Annotated in this window: 10 protein-coding genes and 1 pseudogene; 9 read left to right on the forward strand and 2 right to left on the reverse strand. The window is 40.1% G+C overall.

The window, feature by feature from the left end; all coding sequences use genetic code 11:
* Positions 1 to 5,156 (reverse strand): annotated as a pseudogene (locus HMPREF9078_RS06215) (hypothetical protein); the annotation flags it as partial.
* A 566-nt stretch (positions 5,157 to 5,722) separates the two neighbouring features.
* Here HMPREF9078_RS06215 and HMPREF9078_RS06220 point away from each other — a divergent pair.
* Complete coding sequence (locus HMPREF9078_RS06220) at positions 5,723 to 6,517, forward strand: DUF2797 domain-containing protein (RefSeq protein WP_009419847.1); 795 nt, start codon at positions 5,723 to 5,725, stop codon at positions 6,515 to 6,517.
* 23 nt (positions 6,518 to 6,540) lie between these two features.
* Positions 6,541 to 7,365: a hypothetical protein gene (locus HMPREF9078_RS06225; RefSeq protein WP_009419848.1), complete on the forward strand. Its 825-nt coding sequence runs from the start codon at positions 6,541 to 6,543 to the stop codon at positions 7,363 to 7,365.
* A 14-nt stretch (positions 7,366 to 7,379) separates the two neighbouring features.
* Here HMPREF9078_RS06225 and yaaA read toward each other — a convergent pair whose 3' ends face one another.
* Positions 7,380 to 8,138, reverse strand: coding sequence for a peroxide stress protein YaaA (gene yaaA, locus HMPREF9078_RS06230; protein WP_009419849.1), 759 nt, complete (start codon positions 8,136 to 8,138; stop codon positions 7,380 to 7,382).
* 314 nt (positions 8,139 to 8,452) lie between these two features.
* Between yaaA and HMPREF9078_RS06235 the strand changes: the two genes are divergently transcribed.
* From HMPREF9078_RS06235 to rsgA, 7 genes are all read left to right on the forward strand, one after another.
* Positions 8,453 to 10,324 (forward strand): glycoside hydrolase family 13 protein, encoded by a 1,872-nt coding sequence (locus tag HMPREF9078_RS06235; protein WP_051035606.1) that lies wholly within the window; start codon positions 8,453 to 8,455, stop codon positions 10,322 to 10,324.
* Positions 10,325 to 10,336: 12 nt separating this feature from the next.
* Positions 10,337 to 10,582 carry a hypothetical protein gene (locus tag HMPREF9078_RS06240; protein ID WP_009417563.1) on the forward strand — a complete coding sequence of 82 codons (246 nt, stop codon included), beginning with the start codon at positions 10,337 to 10,339 and terminating at the stop codon, positions 10,580 to 10,582.
* A 150-nt stretch (positions 10,583 to 10,732) separates the two neighbouring features.
* Positions 10,733 to 13,753 carry a reprolysin-like metallopeptidase gene (locus tag HMPREF9078_RS06245; RefSeq protein ID WP_009419851.1) on the forward strand — a complete coding sequence of 1,007 codons (3,021 nt, stop codon included), beginning with the start codon at positions 10,733 to 10,735 and terminating at the stop codon, positions 13,751 to 13,753.
* Positions 13,754 to 13,821: 68 nt separating this feature from the next.
* Positions 13,822 to 16,209, forward strand: a complete 2,388-nt coding sequence (locus HMPREF9078_RS06250) for a reprolysin-like metallopeptidase (RefSeq protein ID WP_009419852.1) — start codon at positions 13,822 to 13,824, stop codon at positions 16,207 to 16,209.
* A 50-nt stretch (positions 16,210 to 16,259) separates the two neighbouring features.
* Complete coding sequence (locus tag HMPREF9078_RS06255; RefSeq protein ID WP_009419853.1) at positions 16,260 to 19,268, forward strand: reprolysin-like metallopeptidase; 3,009 nt, start codon at positions 16,260 to 16,262, stop codon at positions 19,266 to 19,268.
* Positions 19,269 to 19,292: 24 nt separating this feature from the next.
* The gene (locus HMPREF9078_RS06260; RefSeq protein ID WP_009419854.1) at positions 19,293 to 19,802 is read left to right on the forward strand and encodes a CvpA family protein; all 510 of its coding nucleotides are present in this window, start codon (positions 19,293 to 19,295) and stop codon (positions 19,800 to 19,802) included.
* Between the two features lie 3 nt (positions 19,803 to 19,805).
* Positions 19,806 to 20,744: a ribosome small subunit-dependent GTPase A gene (gene rsgA, locus HMPREF9078_RS06265; protein ID WP_009419855.1), complete on the forward strand. Its 939-nt coding sequence runs from the start codon at positions 19,806 to 19,808 to the stop codon at positions 20,742 to 20,744.
* The last annotated feature ends 170 nt before the right edge of the window (positions 20,745 to 20,914 follow it).

Raw genomic sequence — 20,914 nt, forward strand, 5'->3', positions numbered from 1 at the left:
ACGGTGAAGGTATCGCTTGCTACTGTAAGAGGTGTAGCTGCTAACTTAATAGTTGATGTTTTAGTAGTTACATTACCAAAGGTATCTTTTGCTACAAAGGTAACTGTGATAACGCCACCAGGTACAGTACAAAAGTCAGCTGGGGCATTATAGTTATTTGTAATAGTTGCTATTGCACCACAAGCATCGGTGGCAGTAGCCGTACCGAACCAAGTGTTGATAGCTGTAGTAGCTGTAGTTGAGTTACACACTATATTCAAAGCAGATGGAGCATTGAAAGCAGGTGGTGTGGTATCGTTCACTGTAAGGGTAACAGTTACGAGGCCACTAGTACAGCCGTTGTTATTGATAGCTCGTACATAGGCTGTTGCAGTAGTACGAGTCGTTACATTCGTATTGATAGTAGGAGCTACAGTAGTGCTTGCAGTAGCTGTAGGGGTAGCATACCAACGCAAGGTAGTACCTACTGCAGGGGTTACATAATTATCAAACGATACAATATTACTATTTGCTGTAGGGCAAAGGGTAGTAGTACTGCTTACTGTAGGAGTAGCTGCAGTAGTTACAGTTAATCTTACTGTTGTGCTTGTAGCAGTAACAACTGTTGTAGTACAACTAGTATATTTGAATACTACACGGAAGTACTTGCCGTTATAGCTTACTGGTACATTTTTAAGAGTAAGCGTAGAGGTATGGATACCATTGTTGAGTACACTTCCTGTTGGAGCAGGGGCTACTGGAGCTACTGCTTTTATCCAAGTAGTAGCATCATCACTTTGTTGCCATTCGTAACTAATACTATATGAAACTGGTACACCTGTTAGTATAGCTTTTGCCTCTAATTTTGAATCATCACCTGCACATATAGTTTTAGGAGTAGGTTGAGCTGTAACACTCATTGTTCCTACAGATACTACTGATATTGGGCACAATTCTACTACATACCCACCGGCGCTACTGTTATCAGGGTCGGTAAGGGTAAGTTCGGTGAACGGTTTATCAGAGGTTACGACTACTTTTGCTTGAGTATACACATTGGCTTGGTGTGATACTTTTCCACCAGCTACGGTAAGTTTTCCAGCATCGGAACCACAACCTACTGCGTTTACTGCTACTGTGCCACTACAGTTTACTGCAAAGGTTACACTATCGGCATTGGCAACACTAGGGTTACCACCGAAACCTGAAAGCCATACTTGTACAGAAGTTATAGGTTTGCTAAATGTATACTTAATAGTTGCCTGTCCACCTTTCATTATAGGATAGCCTGCCAATATAGTGCTTTGGCACATCTGCCCTGAATCATAAGTATAGGCGTCAAAAAACTGTGGAGTTCCTGTAATAGTTCTGTTTACTGTTAGTCCTCCTATTTGTGCTGCTGCAGTAGCTGTTTTAGCAAACTGAGGTGAAGGGAAACTAGTACAAGCTCCTCCTGCTTTACCTACTTCTACTAAATAGTTAGTAGTGAGGGTACAAGTACCGTTGGCTACTTGTGTAATTGCCAAGGTAGCCGTAGCAGTTTGTCCGTTGTGAGTTACGGTTAAAACTCCTCCTGGTGGTATAGAGGCAGCAGTAGCCACTCCATTATTGAATTTATGTAGCAACTGCGTACCTGGAACGCCTTTAATAGTATATACTACATTGGTTGCTCCTGTTTCATTGAGTGTTGCAGGAGTAGCATAAAACTCAGTAATGTTATTAAGTACTGAAGCCTTAGTAACAGTAAACTCATTAGAGTATACAGTTATATCATCGCATAAACCTACGAGGTCTACAGCATAGCGCACTCTGAACTTACCACCATTAGCCACATTGGCAGTATTAATAGTAAAGACACGAGTAGCCCCTACTTTTCTATTATTGCTATAGATTTGAGCAGCTCCTCCATTAGGGAGCACATAGGTTACCCAATTGGCAGAATTATCGGCTTTGTACTGCAATTCATAAGCGAATTTATTACCACTTCCATCATTAGCTATAGTACCTGTAGCTACTGTAGCTTGCGCATTGATAGTAAAGCTAGCATCTGTACATACTACTTTATCAGGATAAGTAGTAGGGTTGATAGTAAGCACATCGGTAACAGTGAGAGCTGTAAATTTAAATATATTTGAATAGCTTTCTCCACCGCCACATACTGAGGCATCGGAAGTATACTTCACTCGGTAATAACCTGTGTTAGAAGCTACATTTGCTATTGTAAAAGTCCTTTCTGCACCACCAGTAACAAGCGGATATTTCTGAGTGGAGAGGTCTGTCCAAGTAGCAGTATTGGTAGGACGGTATTGCAACTGATAAGTAACACCAGTTCCTCCCATACCTGTATTGAGGGTTGCTTTAGCCGTAATGGTAGTAGTACCTGTAGCACTTGCACATACAGCTACATCAGTATAAGCAGGTGCATTTATTGCGATGACTGAAGATACTGTGTTAGCTACCAATTTAGTAGCATTGGTAGTAAGCGACATCGTACCACAGAAACTACCGGCGTGGGTATAAGTATATGCTACACGGTATAGCGCATTGTTATCAGAAGTAGCAGGCGTAAAGCTATAGGTGACATTAGCACCTGAAGCTGCACTACCACTTTGTCCGCTTATATCGCTCCACGTAGTACCATTGTTAGTAGACTTTTGCCATTGGTAATTGAGACTACCACTGAAAGGACTGGCTAAAGTAGCTTGTGTAGTAAGGGTAGTAGTAAACCCAACACAAGCAGTAGTTGTAGCGGTAAGTTGCGTAGTAATGGTTACCGCATCGGTATTACCAGTACCTTGCTTTTTGATTGAAACAGGACAGAGTTCTACTAAGAAACCTCCTGCAGTACTATTATCATCGGTAATGGTAAGTTCAGTAAAAGGTTTAGTGGCAGTTACTTTTACTGCTAAATCTGTACCTATGAGATTATTTTCACTTACAGTAGTTCCATTAATCGTAGCTGTACCTTTACAATCAGCTACTAAACTCAGAGTAGGATTTCCGCAACCTGCGTTGATACTGAATTTAGCTTTATCAACAGAACCTACTGCTCCTTTTCCCATTATCAAAAGCCATACCTCTACATTATTCACAGGTTGGCTAAATTTATAAGTAACAGAAGTAATTCTATTATTTGCTTTTTGCAACCAAGGATAATTAGAATTAGCAGGATATACAGAACAATATTCTGTTGGATCGTTTAAACTACTTGTTAAGAAGTTATTAGGTGTTGTTCCACCTACATAGCTACGAGTAACAGTAATATTATTAATAGTATAAGTAGCATCATTAGTAGTTGCAAACAAGCTATTAGGCTTAGTTGTACAAAGACCATTATTAAAAGCTGCTGTTACTTGTACTTGTTTATTTTGAGTAATATCACAAGCTCCTTTTTGTACACGTGTTATTTTAAAAGTAGTAGCTTGTGAAGTAGGGAGGGTTACGGTTGCTACCCCTGAATTGTTAAGCCCCACTGTTTGAGGTGTACCTCCATTTACTTGATAAGTAACTGTAGCATTAGAAGTTCCTTCTATCCTATAGGCTACATTGGTAGTAATTCCTTGTGTAACAGAAAGAGGAGTAGCTGTAAGTTTTGTTACTTTTGCTTCACTTACAGTTAAGGTAGCTACATTGGAGTAACGCACAATCTCTTCAGAGAACTCAGAAGGATTTTTATAAGTGTACTTAACCCTGATATTAGCTTGATCATAAGGTAATGTACCTAAATTAGCTTCTACAAAATTAATATTAGTACCACTTGTTTTATTATCTTGTGTTGCAATAGTTAGCCAAGAACTGCTTCCACTTTTCTTAGCTTGTAACTCATATTTAAAGGAACCTCCATTGAATTTTGAAGTAGCTTGTGCTTCATAAGAAGGAGGAACTCCTGTCATAGTGTCCTCACATACGCTTTGTGCAGTAAGAGTTTTATCTATTGTAAAAATATCATCATCAGTAGCTTTGACGATAGAAGTAGGACAAAGAGCCACCAAATAGCCCAATCCTGTACTTCCCACATCAGTAATCGTAATTTTACTAAAGGGTTTGCTCGAAGCTACTTTTATACCCACATCAGTAGTGAGTTTTCTATTAACACTCTCTACTACGTTATTATTGATCGTAGATACTATAGGATTACAATCATAACTTTTAGAAAGAGAGATAGTACCTCCTCCATTTACTTCAAATTTTGCTTTATCGAAGGAATTAACTTTTGTATTATCACCAAAGGCAAGTAAGAAAATCTCTGCACTTTTAACAGGAGTACTAAACTCATACACTATTTTCTTACTATCTTTTAGCAAAGGATCTTTGCTTGGATATGTTTTAGTTGAACCACAATGAGAACCAGAAAAAGAACCCGCTTTATTAATACCAGTATCTGCTTTACGAGTGATTGAGATTCCTGCGACAGAAACTGTTTGATTAGGAAAGGTAGTAAAAGGATCATTTATAATGGGTGAAGTACAAGTACTACTTTCTATAGGAGTAACAATAGATGCTAGACAGATTTCCACGAAGAAACCATAGCCTCCTGTTTGTTCAGAAGGTTCTAAAAATTCTAAAGTAAGTTCTGTAAAAGGTGTAGAAGAGGAAATACCAACTTTTGCATCTGTAGTTTTTTTATCTTCAGATGATACTACATCACCTGAAATAGTGACTGCACCAGCTGTACAACTAGAACGTAAGGCTAAGTTTATTTCACCTCCATTGTTCACGGTGAATTTCACAACATCTTTGTGAGGTTTATTCTGTTTCCACCATTCTCGTGCTCCATTATACCCAAAAGCAGCTAAGAAAACCTCAATATCATTTACCGGCTTACTAAACTTATAGGTAATCTTTTTTACCTTATTAGAGTCCATAAAGGGATACTTCTTATTTCCACCTTTAAAAGTTGTTTTACGATCTTTACCACAATAGGTTTCATCAGGTGTATTATCATCAGTAGCATACTGAATATTATCTATACCTCGTGTCCCTGCTTCTAAAACACGCTCAACCCGTACCCCTCTAATAGTAGTAAACTCTGTTACTTTCTTATTAGTTGGAGCTCCAACCCGTGTGTAGTTCACAGGTTCAGGCATAGCATTACAAGATTGCACTTGTGCTTCTAACCCCTCAAAAGAGATTAAGAAAAATGTTATAGCTAATAAAATTTTAGTGATATTTTTCATTCTTGTTTTATAAAAAGACATTGTTAGTGATTATTTGGGTGCAAAATTAGTAAAGATTTTTTACATCTCTCTACACTAAGACAATAATTAACACAGTTTTAACAAGTTTAGGGCTAAAAACAACAGATTTTAATTCTTTTTAAATCTCTTCTTCTTTAAACTTTCTACTCTTTACCTTTCCTTACTTGTGTAAAAAATAACACTGTTATATCTTCTGTTTCTGCTGTAATCTGTTTTTTCTTTCAAAGGTAGGTACGAGCTATAAGAAACGCACCAGCCGAGAGGAAAAAAGATAGCTTCGCTACAAAGAGTCTCGCACAGATTTCACGGAAGACACAGATTTTTCACAGACAAATTTTAGATGCTATTCATTTTATCCACAGAATTTAGCAACAAGTTGCTTAGATTTCACAGAAGTATACTGTAAAAAGAAACTGTAAATCAGAATTATATATTGAACGGACATTAACTCTTAATTTTGTGCGTTTGCTCTATTTGCTAATCGTTTTGCTTGTTGTGTTACGACTTTTTTTGTATCTTTGTCCCCTCATTTCACTGTTAAAACTATGTTTCAAGGAGTTCTTCGGAAAATGCTTACCGAATGGGCAGACCCCATACGATATTATTTGCCAATGGAAGGCGATTTTGTGCTGATGAACCAACTCATCGGAAAGGAGATAACGCTCCAATTTGTGCGCTTTCAGTGTATGAATTGTGGGGAAAATAAGCCTATTTTCCGTCAGGGTTATTGCAAAGAGTGCTTTTTTGAAGTCCCTCAAACTGCCGATTGGGTGATGCACCCCGAACTTAGCAAAGCGCATTTAAACATCGAAGAGCGCGATTTAGGCTATGAGCAACAAATGCAGTTGCAACCGCATTATGTGTATCTTGCCAATTCCAGCGACGTAAAAGTGGGGGTAACACGCAAATCACAAGCTCCAACACGCTGGATCGACCAAGGAGCGCACGAAGCGCTTATACTTGCCGAAGTACCCAATCGCTATTTGGCAGGCATTGCCGAAGTCGCTCTTAAAGCTCATATAGCCGATAAAACTAATTGGCGCAAAATGCTCACCAACCAAATCAACCCCGTAGATTTACTGCGAGTAAAATTAGAGGTGCGCGACTTTGTCCCCGACCAAGTACAGCCCTACATCACCGAAGATATCACTCCTTTGCACATTCATTTCCCCGTAGAAAAATACCCTATCCAAGTGCGCTCTCTGCAACTGGTGCAAACCCCTACTTATAGTGGTAAACTAATGGGCATCAAAGGGCAATACCTTATTTTTAGCGACAACACCGTCTTTAATGTACGAGGTAACGAAGGACTGGTGATTCAATTAACAATTGACAATTGACAATTAACAATTAACAATTAACAATGAAACACTTTATTCTTTACATATCACTCTTTATTATACAAATAGTCAACTCTCAGGAAATTCCTACCTTAAAAGAACTTTTCTTAAAAGGAAAGGTAAAAACAGTCAATATCCAAATTTATGCGGTATTTGAGAGTACAGAAAAGCAAACAAAATGGATAACTACTCCAATATTTGAACAAGAAAAAGCAATGGATATTTCAGTAAATAACAAAGGCTTTATTACTGAATATACTACAAATGATTTTATTAAATATACTACTAAAATTACTTATGATGATAAGGATAGACCTATCAATATAAAGGAATACAAAAGAGGGGATTTTTTAAGATACGAATATACTTTTGTCTATGACGATAAAAATAAAACTCGACAAGAATATATATATAACGGAGAAATAAAAGAAAAACGCCTTTTGAGCACTTGCACTCTGAATAAAGATAACCAACCGACCTATTGCACTTACTATGATGATGAGGGTAAGGAAAGAAGTACTTCTACCTATCAATACGATAAAAAAGGTAACAAAATCTTTAATAGAGTAGCCTACTACTTTCAAGAGTATGAATATACATCTGAAGGATTCTTAAAACACCATATTTTGACAATCAACAAGAAAGGAATTGAAGGTTTTGAGTTAAATTATACGTATGGTAATGGAGATTTTCCTGAAACATTTACTGTAAAACAAGAAGAATACCAACCCCCAAAAACATATACTTTTAAGTACAAATTAGATGAACAAGGTAATTGGGTACAAAAAACCGTCTATTATGATGGAAAAGAGGTAAATATCATCGAAAGAAAGATTACTTATTGGTAAATACCTCTTATTTCTTATCTTACAAATACCAAGTTATTTCCTTTCGAGAACTTTTCTGCAAAGGCATATCCATCAGCGTTAAACCCTTTCAAATCTTCTACTGAGCGAATCTCATTTTCTGCCAAAAAACGCACCATACGACCCCGCGCTTTCTTCGCATAAAAACTAACGACTTTCAGCGTATCTCCTTTATAATCTTTGAAGATAGGTGTAATCACGGGCACTTTTAGCTTTGTGGTATCAATTGCCTTAAAATATTCTTCACTGGCAAGATTGATAAACAATTCTCCTTCTTGCAATTCGTCGTTTAATGCCTGAGTGATTTTTTCTTTCCAAAAAGCATATAGATTTGTAGCCTTCCCTACGGGTAGTTTGATGCTCATTTCTAACCGATAAGGTGCGATAAGGTCTAAGGGTTTAAGCAATCCGTATAGCCCAGAGAGAATACGCAAAGACCTTTGCAACTTATCCATTTGCGTTTCGGAGAGTGAATAGGCATCGAGTCCCTCATACACATCGCCATTGTAAGCAAAGAGCGCCGGACGCGCATTTTGTGGGGTAAAAGGCAATGAGAGCTGTTGGTGTCGTTGCCAATTCAGATCGGCGAGCTTTTGGGAGATATGCATCAGGTTTATAAGTTGCTTTGGAGAGAGTGCTTTAAGGGCAGTGCTTACCTCGCCAATTTCCTTTGGAAAAATAGCCGAAGAGTGTACGGTAGTAGGTAGGGCTGATGTTTCGTTAATGGTTTTGGCGGGAGAGATAACGATTTTCATAGTGATATATAATTAACGGGGCAAAGTTACAAAACAATTGACAATTCGCAATTGATAATTGACAATTGAGTAGGAGTGAGGCATTAGATAGACTTTAAACGGAACTATGATGGCTTTATAGTGGGTCTTCAGTGGCTCTACAGTGGCTCTACAGTGGCTCTACAGTGGGTCTACAATGAAGACTAACCAAAGATTAATAGAATACTAATAGAACTTACAATGTTGTTACTATCAACTGTATCTCTCGTTCTGTGGGTCGAACTTGTCCGATCTAAAATAATTAACTACTATTTTTCATTGTTATTTAAAAAGAAATGCTTATCTTTGCGCGAATAAACACCCGTGTAACTTACACTATGAAATACATTATTACCCTTATGGGATTATTTACTTTTGGAATGACTCACGCTCAGATTCAGCGTGTAGAACCGCCTTTTTGGTGGGAAGGAATGCACTACAGCCAAGTGCAGGTATTGCTCTATGGCAAAAACATCGCTCAGTACAATGTGGAGAGCGAGTTGCCTATTGTAAACATACTGAAAACAGAGAACCCTAACTATCTGTTTGTAACCGTCGATACCAAAGATAAAAAAGCGGGCAACTATACCATTTCACTATTGCAAAAGAAAAAGAAAGTGGGCAGTGTTCGCTACGAATTAAAAGTGCGTCGTGAGGGATCGGCTTACCGCAAGAGTTTCGACAGCAGCGATGTGGTTTACCTGATTATGCCCGACCGCTTTGCTAATGGTAAACCCGACAACGATTCGCACCCCGCACTTACTGATAAGCTCAACCGCTCAGATTCTTTCGGTCGTCACGGGGGCGACATTCAGGGGATTATCGACCATTTGGATTATATACAATCCTTAGGTGCTACGGCTATATGGAGTACGCCCTTATGTGAGGACAACGAACCACAACATTCTTATCACACTTATGCCCAAACCGATGTGTACAAAATAGACCCCCGCTATGGTACGAATGAAGAGTACCGACAGCTCTCAGAGGCTTTGCACAAGCGCGGTATGAAGCTCATCAAAGATTATGTAACTAACCACTGGGGCAGTCAGCATTGGATGCTGAAAGACTTGCCTTGCTACGACTGGTTACACCAATTTCCTGGTTATGGACAGAGCTCTTTTAGGATAACTACTCAGATGGACAGCAATGCCTCGGACTGGGACAAAAAGTACTGCGAAAAAGGTTGGTTTGCGCGTTCTTTGCTCGACCTCAACCAAGCGAACCCATTGGTATTAAACTACCTCACCCAGAACGCAATTTGGTGGATAGAATACGCCGACCTTGACGGTTTGCGTGTGGATACTTATCCGTATAACGACAAAGCAGGTATTGCCCAATGGACGAAAGCCATTACTGATGAATATCCTTATTTCAACATTATGGGCGAGGTATGGCTTACTGAAAGCGCACAAGTGTCGTATTGGCAAAAGGATAGCCCTATCAGTGCGATACAAAGCTATAACACCTACCTGCCTACGGTAATGGACTTCCCGCTCTTCGGTGCAATAGGAGAGGCTTTCCGTACCACACCTTCGTGGAACAAAGGTATGATGCAACTCTACGACAACTTTGCGAACGACTTTCTGTATAAAGACATCAACAATCTGCTCATCTTTGCAGAAAATCACGATACGGCACGTATCAATCACGTATATCCTAAGATAGAGGATTATAAGATGATTATCACATTGCTAGCAACGGCGCGTGGTATTCCGCAATTGTATTACGGTAGCGAGATAGCAATGGGAGGCGACAAGAGCAAAGGCGATGGCGATATACGTCGGGATTTCCCTGGTGGCTGGGCAGGCGATACACAGAACGCTTTCACAGCCTCTGGACGTACAGCTACTCAGAAAGAGTATTACGATTTTACAGCCAAGCTCTTCAATTGGCGTAAGGACAAAGCCGTAATTCACTACGGGAAGACCAAGCAATACTTGCCTGAAAATGAAGTATATGTCTATTTCCGCTACAACGATACTGAGACCGTAATGGTAGTGCTCAACAACAGCGAAAAGAGCCAAATGCTCCACCTCAACCGCTTTGCCGAGAGTTTGGCGGGATTTTTGAGGGGGAGAGATATTATCTCGGGGAAAGAGGTCTCTCTGAGTGGTGACACTTTAGAAATATCTGCTAAAACTCCTATGCTCATTGAATTAAAATAACAAAGGTATATGATGAAAGAACCTATTAGTTTAGATACAGCATTACAGATTGTAGGCTCATTAAAAGTAAGGGCTATTAAGGAAAAATCTACTTTAACTAATTTGGTAGAGAAGGATGCGTTAGACCAAAAAATTAAAATGTATTTAAAGGAAGAAAAAATGCTATATGGTACTGATGATATGGCAAGGCTTTCTGTTATGGATAAAGTAGTACATTATTATAGTCCGCTAATAAAACAAATGAATGGAGTACTATAAAGTTGAGGATATTTTTGAAAGAGAGAAAACAGACCTTATAGGACACTTCGTTTGCAACTGATAGCACGAGCTTACTCTGTTATACCGCGAATGTCCCCACCTATAAAAGCTATAGTAGAAGCGCTTATAGAGCAGTTAAAAAACTAAAGAATGAAAAACATTATCACAATCATATTATTAGCTATTGGTTTCCTTGGGAATGCTCAAACCGCAGAAACTTATCTCAAAGAAATTGCTAAACAGCAACAGCTTGATATTCAGTGGCAGGAGCGCAAAACCTCTCTTGCCTCAGAGGGGATTCGCTCTTTTGTGGGTTACTACCAAGACAATTTTGTAGCGACCCTTTCGGTAGGAGGACAGAGCGTGTCGGGGAGTTTTCACTACCGAGATACATCGTATGAGATAAACGTGCAAAAAGGACAATTGGTCTTTTCGCCTAATAAGAATTTCCGATGTGGCACTACCGATACGCCTCATTCGCACCCGATCCGTTCAACAGCACGCCCTGCGATATTAGCCGAAGAAACTGCTCCTACCATTGCCAATACGCAAACACTAAGGGTATACCGTTTGGCGATGCATATCCCTTATAGCACCTTCAGCACAGAACACTTAGAGAAAAACATACAAAAAGTAAAAACGTTTTGGGCAGATACTGAAAACTTCCTAAATGAAGTGTACATACGCGATTTGGGAGTGCGTTTTGAATTAGTAAACGATGAGCGTCTCATCATCAAAGACGAAAACAAAGAGACTTTTGCAAGCTTTCGCAATGCCGATTACGTTAAGAATAATTCAACAAGGGTTATCAACGAACTTATAGGAGAAAATAGTTATGATGTGGGTATCTCTCTTGCATATACCGCTTCCTTAAAAAAAGGAATCAGAGGATTAGCTTATCTTGAAGGTGTTTATCAGGCTAATACCAAAGCTGATGCCGTAGCAGTACTTACCAAGGAAGTCATAGCTCACGAAATCGGACACTTATTCGGGGGTAAACACACTTTTGGTAGCTATAAGGGCTCAGAAGCCTACGATAGTGAAAAGACAGAGTATGACAGAGGTACTTCGGTGATGAGCTATGGCAGTCCGCGTGACTTTTTCTCGCTGTCGAGCATTCAGCGCATACGGGAACTATTGACGAAAGTACCCGTGAAAGCTCACGACAAGACTTTCACTACTCAAGCCCCTCGCATAGACCACAGCAAGATTAAAAGTCATTATACTATTCCCAAGGGTACTTTCTTTCAATTCTATATTCCTGCTATCGACCCCGATAGTGCAGAACTGCTATACGCCGTAAATCAACACGATGTGCGCAATGGTGCTGAATCCCCTATAACACAATACATTATCTACAAACCTACTCCTGCTAACCCTGTAACTATTAAAACAGAGTACCACAAAGACTCAGGTAGTGTAATAGCCAATAGTGGCTTAGCACAACAAACTACGGGTACTTTTACCTTTTGGTTGGGAGTGAGCGATGCCCCACTCCAACCGTCAGCCGATTATATAGTGCAATACGATTTGGCTGAAACCAAAGTAACGGTAAAAGACGGTACCCCCTTCAAAATTACGACTACCCCAAAAAACGAATACAAAGGAGGCGATCGACTCACCCTTAGTTGGAACGTAGATAATACTATTTTCAAAGACACCAAAGTGCGTATCCTGCTCTCAGATGATTTAGGTAAGACGTTTAAACATATAGTAGTAGCAGAAGCCGATAACAATGGCAGTAAAGAAATTACCTTGCCTAATATCAGCACTACCCAAGCCGTATTAAAAGTAGAAGTAATTGATGGTTTAGCCTTTGACCTTACTAACTACAACCCTAAAAATGGAGGTTTTACCATTGAAAAGAATTCAGCCCTTCCTGAACCTCTCCTTTGGGCATCTCTCCCTAATCATCTTACGCTTTCGTGTGAGCAATCTATTCCAGCGGTAGTATTGCCTACAGTTACAGGAGGGTGTACTCCTGCGGTTACCCTTCAAAAAGAAGAACGTATCAAAGGTAATTGTGACTATACTTATACTATCAAACGCATTTTTACAGCTACCGACACTTGTAACCAAACGCTTACTTATACTCAAACTATTAACGTAATAGATAAAACTCGCCCCACTTTTGTAGAGGCTTTACCCCAAAATATGAGTATTAAAGAAGGCGAAACGACCCCTACCCAAGTAACGCTCACCGCTACTGATAATTGTGGTACCGCTACTGTTACGCCTTCTCATAAAGAAGTAAAAACTAATGGGAAAGTCTCTCAGCTTATCTATATATGGGAAGCTAAAGATGCTTGTGGCAATGTTACTACCCACCAGCAAATTATTACCATTGTACCTAAAACAACTCCTATACCTCTCACTTGGGCAACACTTCCTAACAATATAACCGTCGATTGTGCCAAAGCTATTCCAGCTGTGCAAACCCCTACAACACAAGGAGGCTGTGCTAAGGTAGTGATTACTCGCGCCGACAAGGAACTCAACAAGCAATGCCTTAACAACTTCACGTTAGAACGTACTTTTACCGCTTCTGATGGTTGCACAACTCTTACCCATACCCAGCTCATTACCGTAGCCGATACCACCCCACCTACTTTTGTAGGGACTTTACCTCAAGACCTCACGATTAAAGAAGGGACACCTGTCCCCCAACAACAGAGTATTTCAGCAGAAGATACTTGTGCAGGACAACCTACCGTTATAATGACACCAAAAGAAGAAACTCTCACTAACGGAAAGCTCTCTAAAGTCGTTTATAAGTGGGTAGCGCGTGATGTGTGTGGCAACGAAAGAGTGCATACGCAAACCATTATCATTACCCCAGTAATACCACAACCACCTACACCGCCAATAGTTCCTTCTGTTAAAGAAGTGGTGATTTACAATGCCGTTTCTACTGAAAAAGGCTCTGATAACTATTTCAGAATAGAAAATACAGATGAAAACCGACCTATTACCTTACTTATTTTTGATGAAATGGGCTTGAAAGTATATGAAAGTAACCATTATCAACAAAAAGGTGAATATTTTAGAGGCTATCCTAATGTAAAAGGAGTGATAGGAAGCAAACGCTTAGCAGGTACTTATTTCTATGTGGTTACCTACTATTTCAAAGGACAGCAAGAAACAAAAAAGGGATTTCTATATGTAAGATAACTTGTTAAATTTTGCTTGCTATTTGTTAATTGTTTTGTACCTTTGCGCCGTTTTTTAAAACCAAACTAATGAAACATATATTACACTACTTACTTTGGCTATGCCTAAGCATAGAGGTAGCCAATGCACAAACTAATATCCAAAGTGTTATAGTTCTTTTTGCTGAAAAACCCTCTGTAGAATGGGCTCCCCCTATTCCTAACTCACCTTCTATGCTCGTACAATGGCAAGCGCGAACTACTTCTAAGGAATTTCGCTCGTTTGTAGGTTACTACCAAGACCATTTTGTAGGCGTTATCAGCTTTGACAAACAGCAGTTAAGCGGTGAAGTGTTTTACAGAGGAAAGTCCTATGTATTGGGAACTTCTCCCCAAGGAATGCTCACTGTAGAGGCAGTAACCGATGAACACGATTGTGGTGCGAGTTCTTTGGGAAAACAAGCCCTCACTGCCCGCAATTTCTTTCCCGAAGACAATGAAGATAAGAACGACCCACCTATCGAGCAACCCGAGATTTACAATTCACTTTATCCTAAAGCGCTCATTCACACCGATGGTGTATTCAGGCACTACCGCTTGGCAATACCGGTGGATTACAGCATTTACAATTCGGCATATTTCAATAGAAATGTACATAAAATCAAAGCGTTTTGGTATGCCACCGTTGCCTTTATGAATGAGTTATATCGCAATGATGTGGGGGTGGATTTTACTTTGGTAGATGATGAGGCACTTATTTTTACAACTGAAGAAAATCATTTATTCCGCAGAAGGGAAGCTGCTAATGAAGTGGTAAACAACGGTACTATCACCTTAAATAAGAAGTACGACCCTAAGAAGTACGATATAGCAATTATCCTCACCGATTATCGCGAGAACTACAATGGTTTGGCGATGGGCTATGCTGCTTATGAGCAACACAACAAAGCTAACGCAGCTGCACGCCCTATAAAACCTTCTACCATTGCCCACGAAATAGGACATATGTTCGGCTCAGACCATACGTTCTCTAACGGAGGGCAATATTCTAGTAAAACCGAAACTGGATCGGGTCAATCAATTATGAGTTATGGACACGAGCACCCACGCGATTTCTTTTCGCTTATAAGTCTGCAAGAAATACGCAAGTTCTTGGGTAACTCTATGGCGTATTACGCTGATGAAGCGCGTACCCAAGAGGCAGGTAAACGCGTAGAAGGTACAGGCTCTAACCTTGTTTATGGAGTAAAGAACAACAACCGCCCCCCAGTGCTTGATAGAACGCATTTAAAGAAAACTTATACCATACCCGAAGAAACATATTTCCAATTTTATCTCAACGCTACCGACCCCGAAGGCGATGCGCTTACTTATATAGCTCACCCTGCTGATAGGCGTTTTCACTCTACCAAATCTAACGCTCGTTTTATCACCTACAAAGGAAAATCTGATGGTAATATACGCTTTGAAACTACTTGGTTTGAAAGAGAACGCAATACCTTTGTGCCTATAGGATCTGCCGATTCTTACAAAGAAGGTACTTTCACTTTTTGGCTATCGGTTGCCGATCATAACAAAGACAATAGCAACCACGTAGTGAAATACGATGTAGAAGAGGTACAAGTGAAAATAGTCAAAGGTAAACCTTTTGAAATACAAAATTTCGACAATGGTAGTTGGGAGCAGAACAAGACCTACAAAGGAGGTCAGACAATTTTGCTTCATTGGCAGGTAGACGAGGCTATTTTTACCAAAGATAGTAAGGTGCGTATCCTTCTTTCAACCGACTCTGGTAAAACCTATAAGTATGTATTGAAAAAAGAAGTAGCTAATAATGGCACTTGCCAAGTAGAGCTTCCCAATATATCCGTAGGTACTACTCGCGGACATTTTGGCAAACAAAGAGGACAAGGCATCATCAAGATAGAAGTGATTGATGGTTTGGCTTATGCATTGTCTTGTACAAGGCCTTATCACGTAGGAGGTTTTATGATACAAAAAGACCCTACAAAACCTGAAACTACGCCAGAACCAGAACCTCAGCCCAACCCACGACCTAACCCTCAACCTCAGCCCAACCCCCAACCTCAACCTAACCCCCAACCACAGCCTAGCCCGCAACCTCAACCCAAACCAGCCCCACAACCTCAACCCAGTCCGTCAGACTCTTCTGACTCATCAACATTACCTAATGCAACAGCAATCATATACAATGCTGTCTCAACCACTAACCCCGAGAACTATTTTAAAATAGAAAATGCTGACGAAGATCGCCCTATCTCGGTGCTCATCTTCGATGAAATGGGACTCAAAGTATACGAGAACAATTATTACGGCAAAAACGGTGAAGTGTTTAGGGGCTACTCTAATCTAAAAACTATAAGTAACAAACCTCTTGCAGGTACTTATTTCTATATAGTTATTTATTATAAAGATGGTAACTTAGAAGAAAAGAAAGGATTCCTATATGTAAGATAATCGGAATTCTTACCTGTTACCTAATACTAACGACTAATAACTAACAAAAAATGAAAATATCACGACTTTTACTACTCTGGTTCTTCGTAGCAGGAACCATAAATGCACAACAAAAAGCTACTGAGGTCATACGCCTTTTTGGTACAAACTCCTCAGTACAATGGAATGTTCCTATCGAAGGAAAATCTGTATCGCTCGACTGGCAAGCACGCCCCAATAGCCTTGCCCAAGAAGGCTTCCGCACTTTCGTTGCCTATCACAATGGCAATTTTGCAGGAACGCTCTCAATGAATAAAACTACCCTATCAGGTGAAGTATGGCACGATGGTCATTCTTATTTCATCAACACTGAAAATGGAATGATCAAAGTTACTACCGATAAAGAACACTTCGCTTGTGGCACTTGCGCCGATGGACAATGTTCCCAAGCTACAACGCCCACTTCCCAAAGACTACCTATGCAACTTGCGCCTGCTAATACAACAGCTGCACGTGGGGCAATACTGCACGAAGAGGCACTTCCGTCTGATGACAAAAAAGTGCTTTACAATACCAATGTACTTAGAACCTATCGTTTGGCAATGCTCATCGATTACAGTTTTTACAAGGAACGTTGTTATGGTGATATAAATAAGGTAAAAGAATTTATGACAAAAGTAGAGGCAGGGCTCAACGAGGTATGCGGTAGAGAGATTGGCTGTCAATTTGCTTTGGTGAACGACCCTCGTCTTATCATCACTACTAAAGACAAAGAAATATACGATCACCCTGTGGTGAGAGAGGTATTGAATAGAGCGACTTCAGATTTTAATAACCTTATAGGCGAAGAGAATTACGATGCAGGTATTGTCTTTTCTATATACAGTGATAACCGTGGTTTGGCGCATTTGGGTGAAATTACAGGAAAGCTAAAAGGAGGCTGTATCGCCAATCACGAGTTTTATATCATCCTTCACGAATTAGGACACTTATTAGGCTCCGCACACACTTTTACCTTAGGAGGGACAACCGCATCTTCCTTCACCGAACCCGATAGAGGGAACTCTATTATGAGCTATATTAATGACCCTAACGGCACTTATTTCTCTCTTCCGTCTATATATACCATCCGCAACCGTACCAATTTGCACGATGCTTATTATAGCGATAAAGCCCGTACTCAGTTGGTAGGTTTGCCACAGGACAATATTCCTTACGGTGAAGTTTCTACTAACCGTGCCCCTGTAATCCAACGTTCTACATTAAAGAAGGAATACAAACTGCCTCCTAACACTTACTTTCAATTCAATATAGAAGCAACCGACCCCGATGGCGACCCCCTTCTCTATATGGCACACCAAGCTGACTTTAATCAATTTGGCAAAGCGCGTTTCCCTTCTAATCGCCCTACCGAGAGCAATCATATAGAGTTCTATCAACCCTATAGAAAAAATGGATACAATGAATGGGAACCTGTTCCTTATAAGTTCACACATAAAAACGAAACCGGCGTTTTTAATTTTTGGTTAGGCGTATGCGACGGTAAAATAGGAGCTTACAAAGACGGAAAACCTCACGTACCTCTCTATGATGTCTATGAAACCAAAGTAAATATAGTAGGGGGAACGCCTTTCAAGATTACTTCTGTAAGCAAAAGTAGTGCGGGAAAATACAAACGCGGTAAAGAAGTTACCATTAATTGGAGTGTAGATAAAAATATTTTTGGCAACGATAGCAAAGTGCGTATACTCTTCTCTGAGGATAATGGCAAGACCTACAAATATGTATTAGCTGATGGAATACCAAACAACGGACAAGCTACGGTCATTTTTCCTACACAAGCCAAAGGGTGGAAAAATTATAATCTTTTTGTAGAAGGACTCTTTAAAATAGAAGTACTCAACCATATTGCCTATGCTGTGAGCACTGACACCCCAGGCACTTTGGATATGCACAGCCCTGACATTACCTTTAAAAATTTGCCTGAGCCTGTGATAACTGTTAAAAAGAATGCTATTCCCAAAAAACCTAACGTTACCGCCGAATCCCATTATTGTAGAACTAACAAAGTAGCTGAGGTAACTTTTTCAGAAGAAGACCATACTACCTATTTATTGCGCAAATGGGTAGCAAAAGATAAATGTGACTATTCTGCTACAGCACAGCAATTTATCTATTACGAAAAAGAACCACCTACTAAAACCTTACGATTTGTAGCTCCTCTTCCTGAGGATAAACACGTACAATGCAGAGGCGGTATTCCTGCTAAAACTGAAGTAAAAGCAGAGGGAGCCGATAACATTCACATAGACTATGAAGAAGAGTTTAGAGAAGGCGACCGTAAGTCTTACAAACTCACTCGCTCTTGGATAGCCTATGTCGATGGAGCTTTGCCTATCCGTTATACCCAACAAATTTTCCTCAAAGACACTCAAAAACCAGTACTCTCGTCTTACCCTCCAAGTATGACCGTAAAGAGCGACGCCGATGTGCCTGTAAGAGAAAACCTCACTGCAACCGATAATTGTGATGGGGCTTTACAAGTAGTATCTAGCCAAAGCAGTGAAGACAAAGACGGTAAAAAAATAGTGCGCTACGTGTGGTTCGTAGAAGATAGCGCTCATAACGAAAACCGTTATGAACAAGTAATCACTATTGACCCTAACGCTCAAAATCCTCAACCCCAGCCCCAACCTCAACCCCAGCCCCAACCTCAACCCAACCCACAACCTCAACCCAACCCACAACCGCAACCACAACCTAATCCGTCCGACCCGTCCAAATCACCCTCTGCGACACTTATAATATATAATGCTGTCTCAACTACTAACCCCGAGAACTATTTCAAGGTAGAAAATGCCGATGAAGATCGCCCTATCTCATTACTTATTTTTGATGAAATCGGCTTAAAAGTGTATGAAAATAACCACTATCAGCAAAATGGTGACTATTTCAGAGGCTATCCTAACGTAAAAGGAGTGGTAGGTAGTAAACGCTTAGCAGGTACTTATTTTTATGTAGTTACCTATTATTTCAAAGGACAACAACAAACCAAAAAAGGAATTTTATACGTAAAATAAATACTACTAAAATATAATTGATAAATGAATAAGATAGATATTTTATTATTGGTAATTCTTGCTTTCGGAGCTGTACGTGGCTTTATGCGAGGGGTTATCATCGAAATGGCATCACTATTAGCTATTGTGATAGGTATCTATGGGGCGATACACTTTTCGTTCTTTACTGCCTCGTTGTTAGACAAGATTCTACCTGCCGAGAAGCAAACCTTGGAGATTTTTGCATTTGGTATTACCCTCGTTGTATTAATGCTGGGGGTAATGCTCTTAGCTAAAGTCCTTACCCAGATGCTCAAAATTGCCGAACTCGGTCTTCTGAACCGTTTAGCAGGAGCCTTGTTTGGCTTACTCAAAGTGGCTGTAATTGCAGGGTCGATGTTCTTGTTTTTAGAGCGTACCTTTCAAACCGAAAAGTGGCTCTCAGCCTCGGCTTTGAGTGAATCTCTTCTGTACAACCCCGTAAAGAGTATCAGTCAAGTAGTATACGCCAATGTATTTCCCGAGAAAGAGAAAAAAGAACAGAAAAGTGAATAATAAATGGAAGGGTTAGTCTATAAATCTACAGGAAGCTGGTACACAGTGAAGGACGTCGCTACGGGACAGTTCTACGAGTGTCGCATCAAAGGCAAATTCCGCCTAAAAGGCATTAAGAACACAAATCCCATAGCCGTGGGCGACCGCGTGCTCTTTCGTTTGGAAGAGAGCAACAGAGGCGTCATTACCGAGATAAAAGAACGCGATAACTACATCATTCGTAAATCAGTAAACCTCTCTAAGCAAACTCATATCATCGCTTCCAATATCAACCTCGCTTTCTTGGTAGTAACCCTCAACAATCCGCCTAACTCTACTACTTTCATCGACCGTTTTTTGGTAACTGCCGAAGCCTACGGTATCAAAACCGTATTGCTTTTCAACAAAGTAGATACTTATACAGAAGATGAGCTCACCGAAGTGAAATACCTCGCTTCAATATACCGCAAGGCAGGTTATGAATGTATAGGTATTTCGGCTACTACGGGCAAAAATATCGATAAGGTAAAAGCTACTATGGAAGGAAAAACCTGCGTGGTATCAGGGCATTCTGGTGCGGGCAAGTCTACTCTCATCAATGCCATAGCTCCCAATTTACATCTCAAAACTGCCGAAATCTCTCAGCAACATCAGCAAGGTCAGCACACTACCACTTTTGCCGAGATGTTCGATTTGCCTTTTGGGGCACGCATTATCGATACCCCAGGTATCAAAGGCTTTGGTATGGTAGAAATCGAAAAAGAAGAACTCACCGACTATTTTCCCGAGTTTTTCGCTCTCAAACACCAATGTAAGTTCAATAACTGTCTCCATACCGATGAACCCCAATGCGCTGTAAAAGCAGCCTTAGACCGCGATGAAATCGCTTGGTCTCGCTACAAAAGCTATCTCCAAATCCTAAAAGGCGAAGAAAGCGTATACCGAGAAGGCGAAGGAGAGTAACGCAAAAAACAATATTAAAATAAAACACCTCCCTCTTACAAACAACAGACCTCCTATTGGAGGTCTGTTTTCTTTCGTTTTATTTCTGTGTAAATGCCCTTTATAGCAGTTTGAAAATCAAATTTTTATATAGCTATCCTATACCAATCGTCCAAGATTCGTATAAGCTT

Source organism: Capnocytophaga sp. oral taxon 380 str. F0488 (genome assembly GCF_000318255.2).
GTDB lineage: Bacteria > Bacteroidota > Bacteroidia > Flavobacteriales > Flavobacteriaceae > Capnocytophaga > Capnocytophaga ochracea.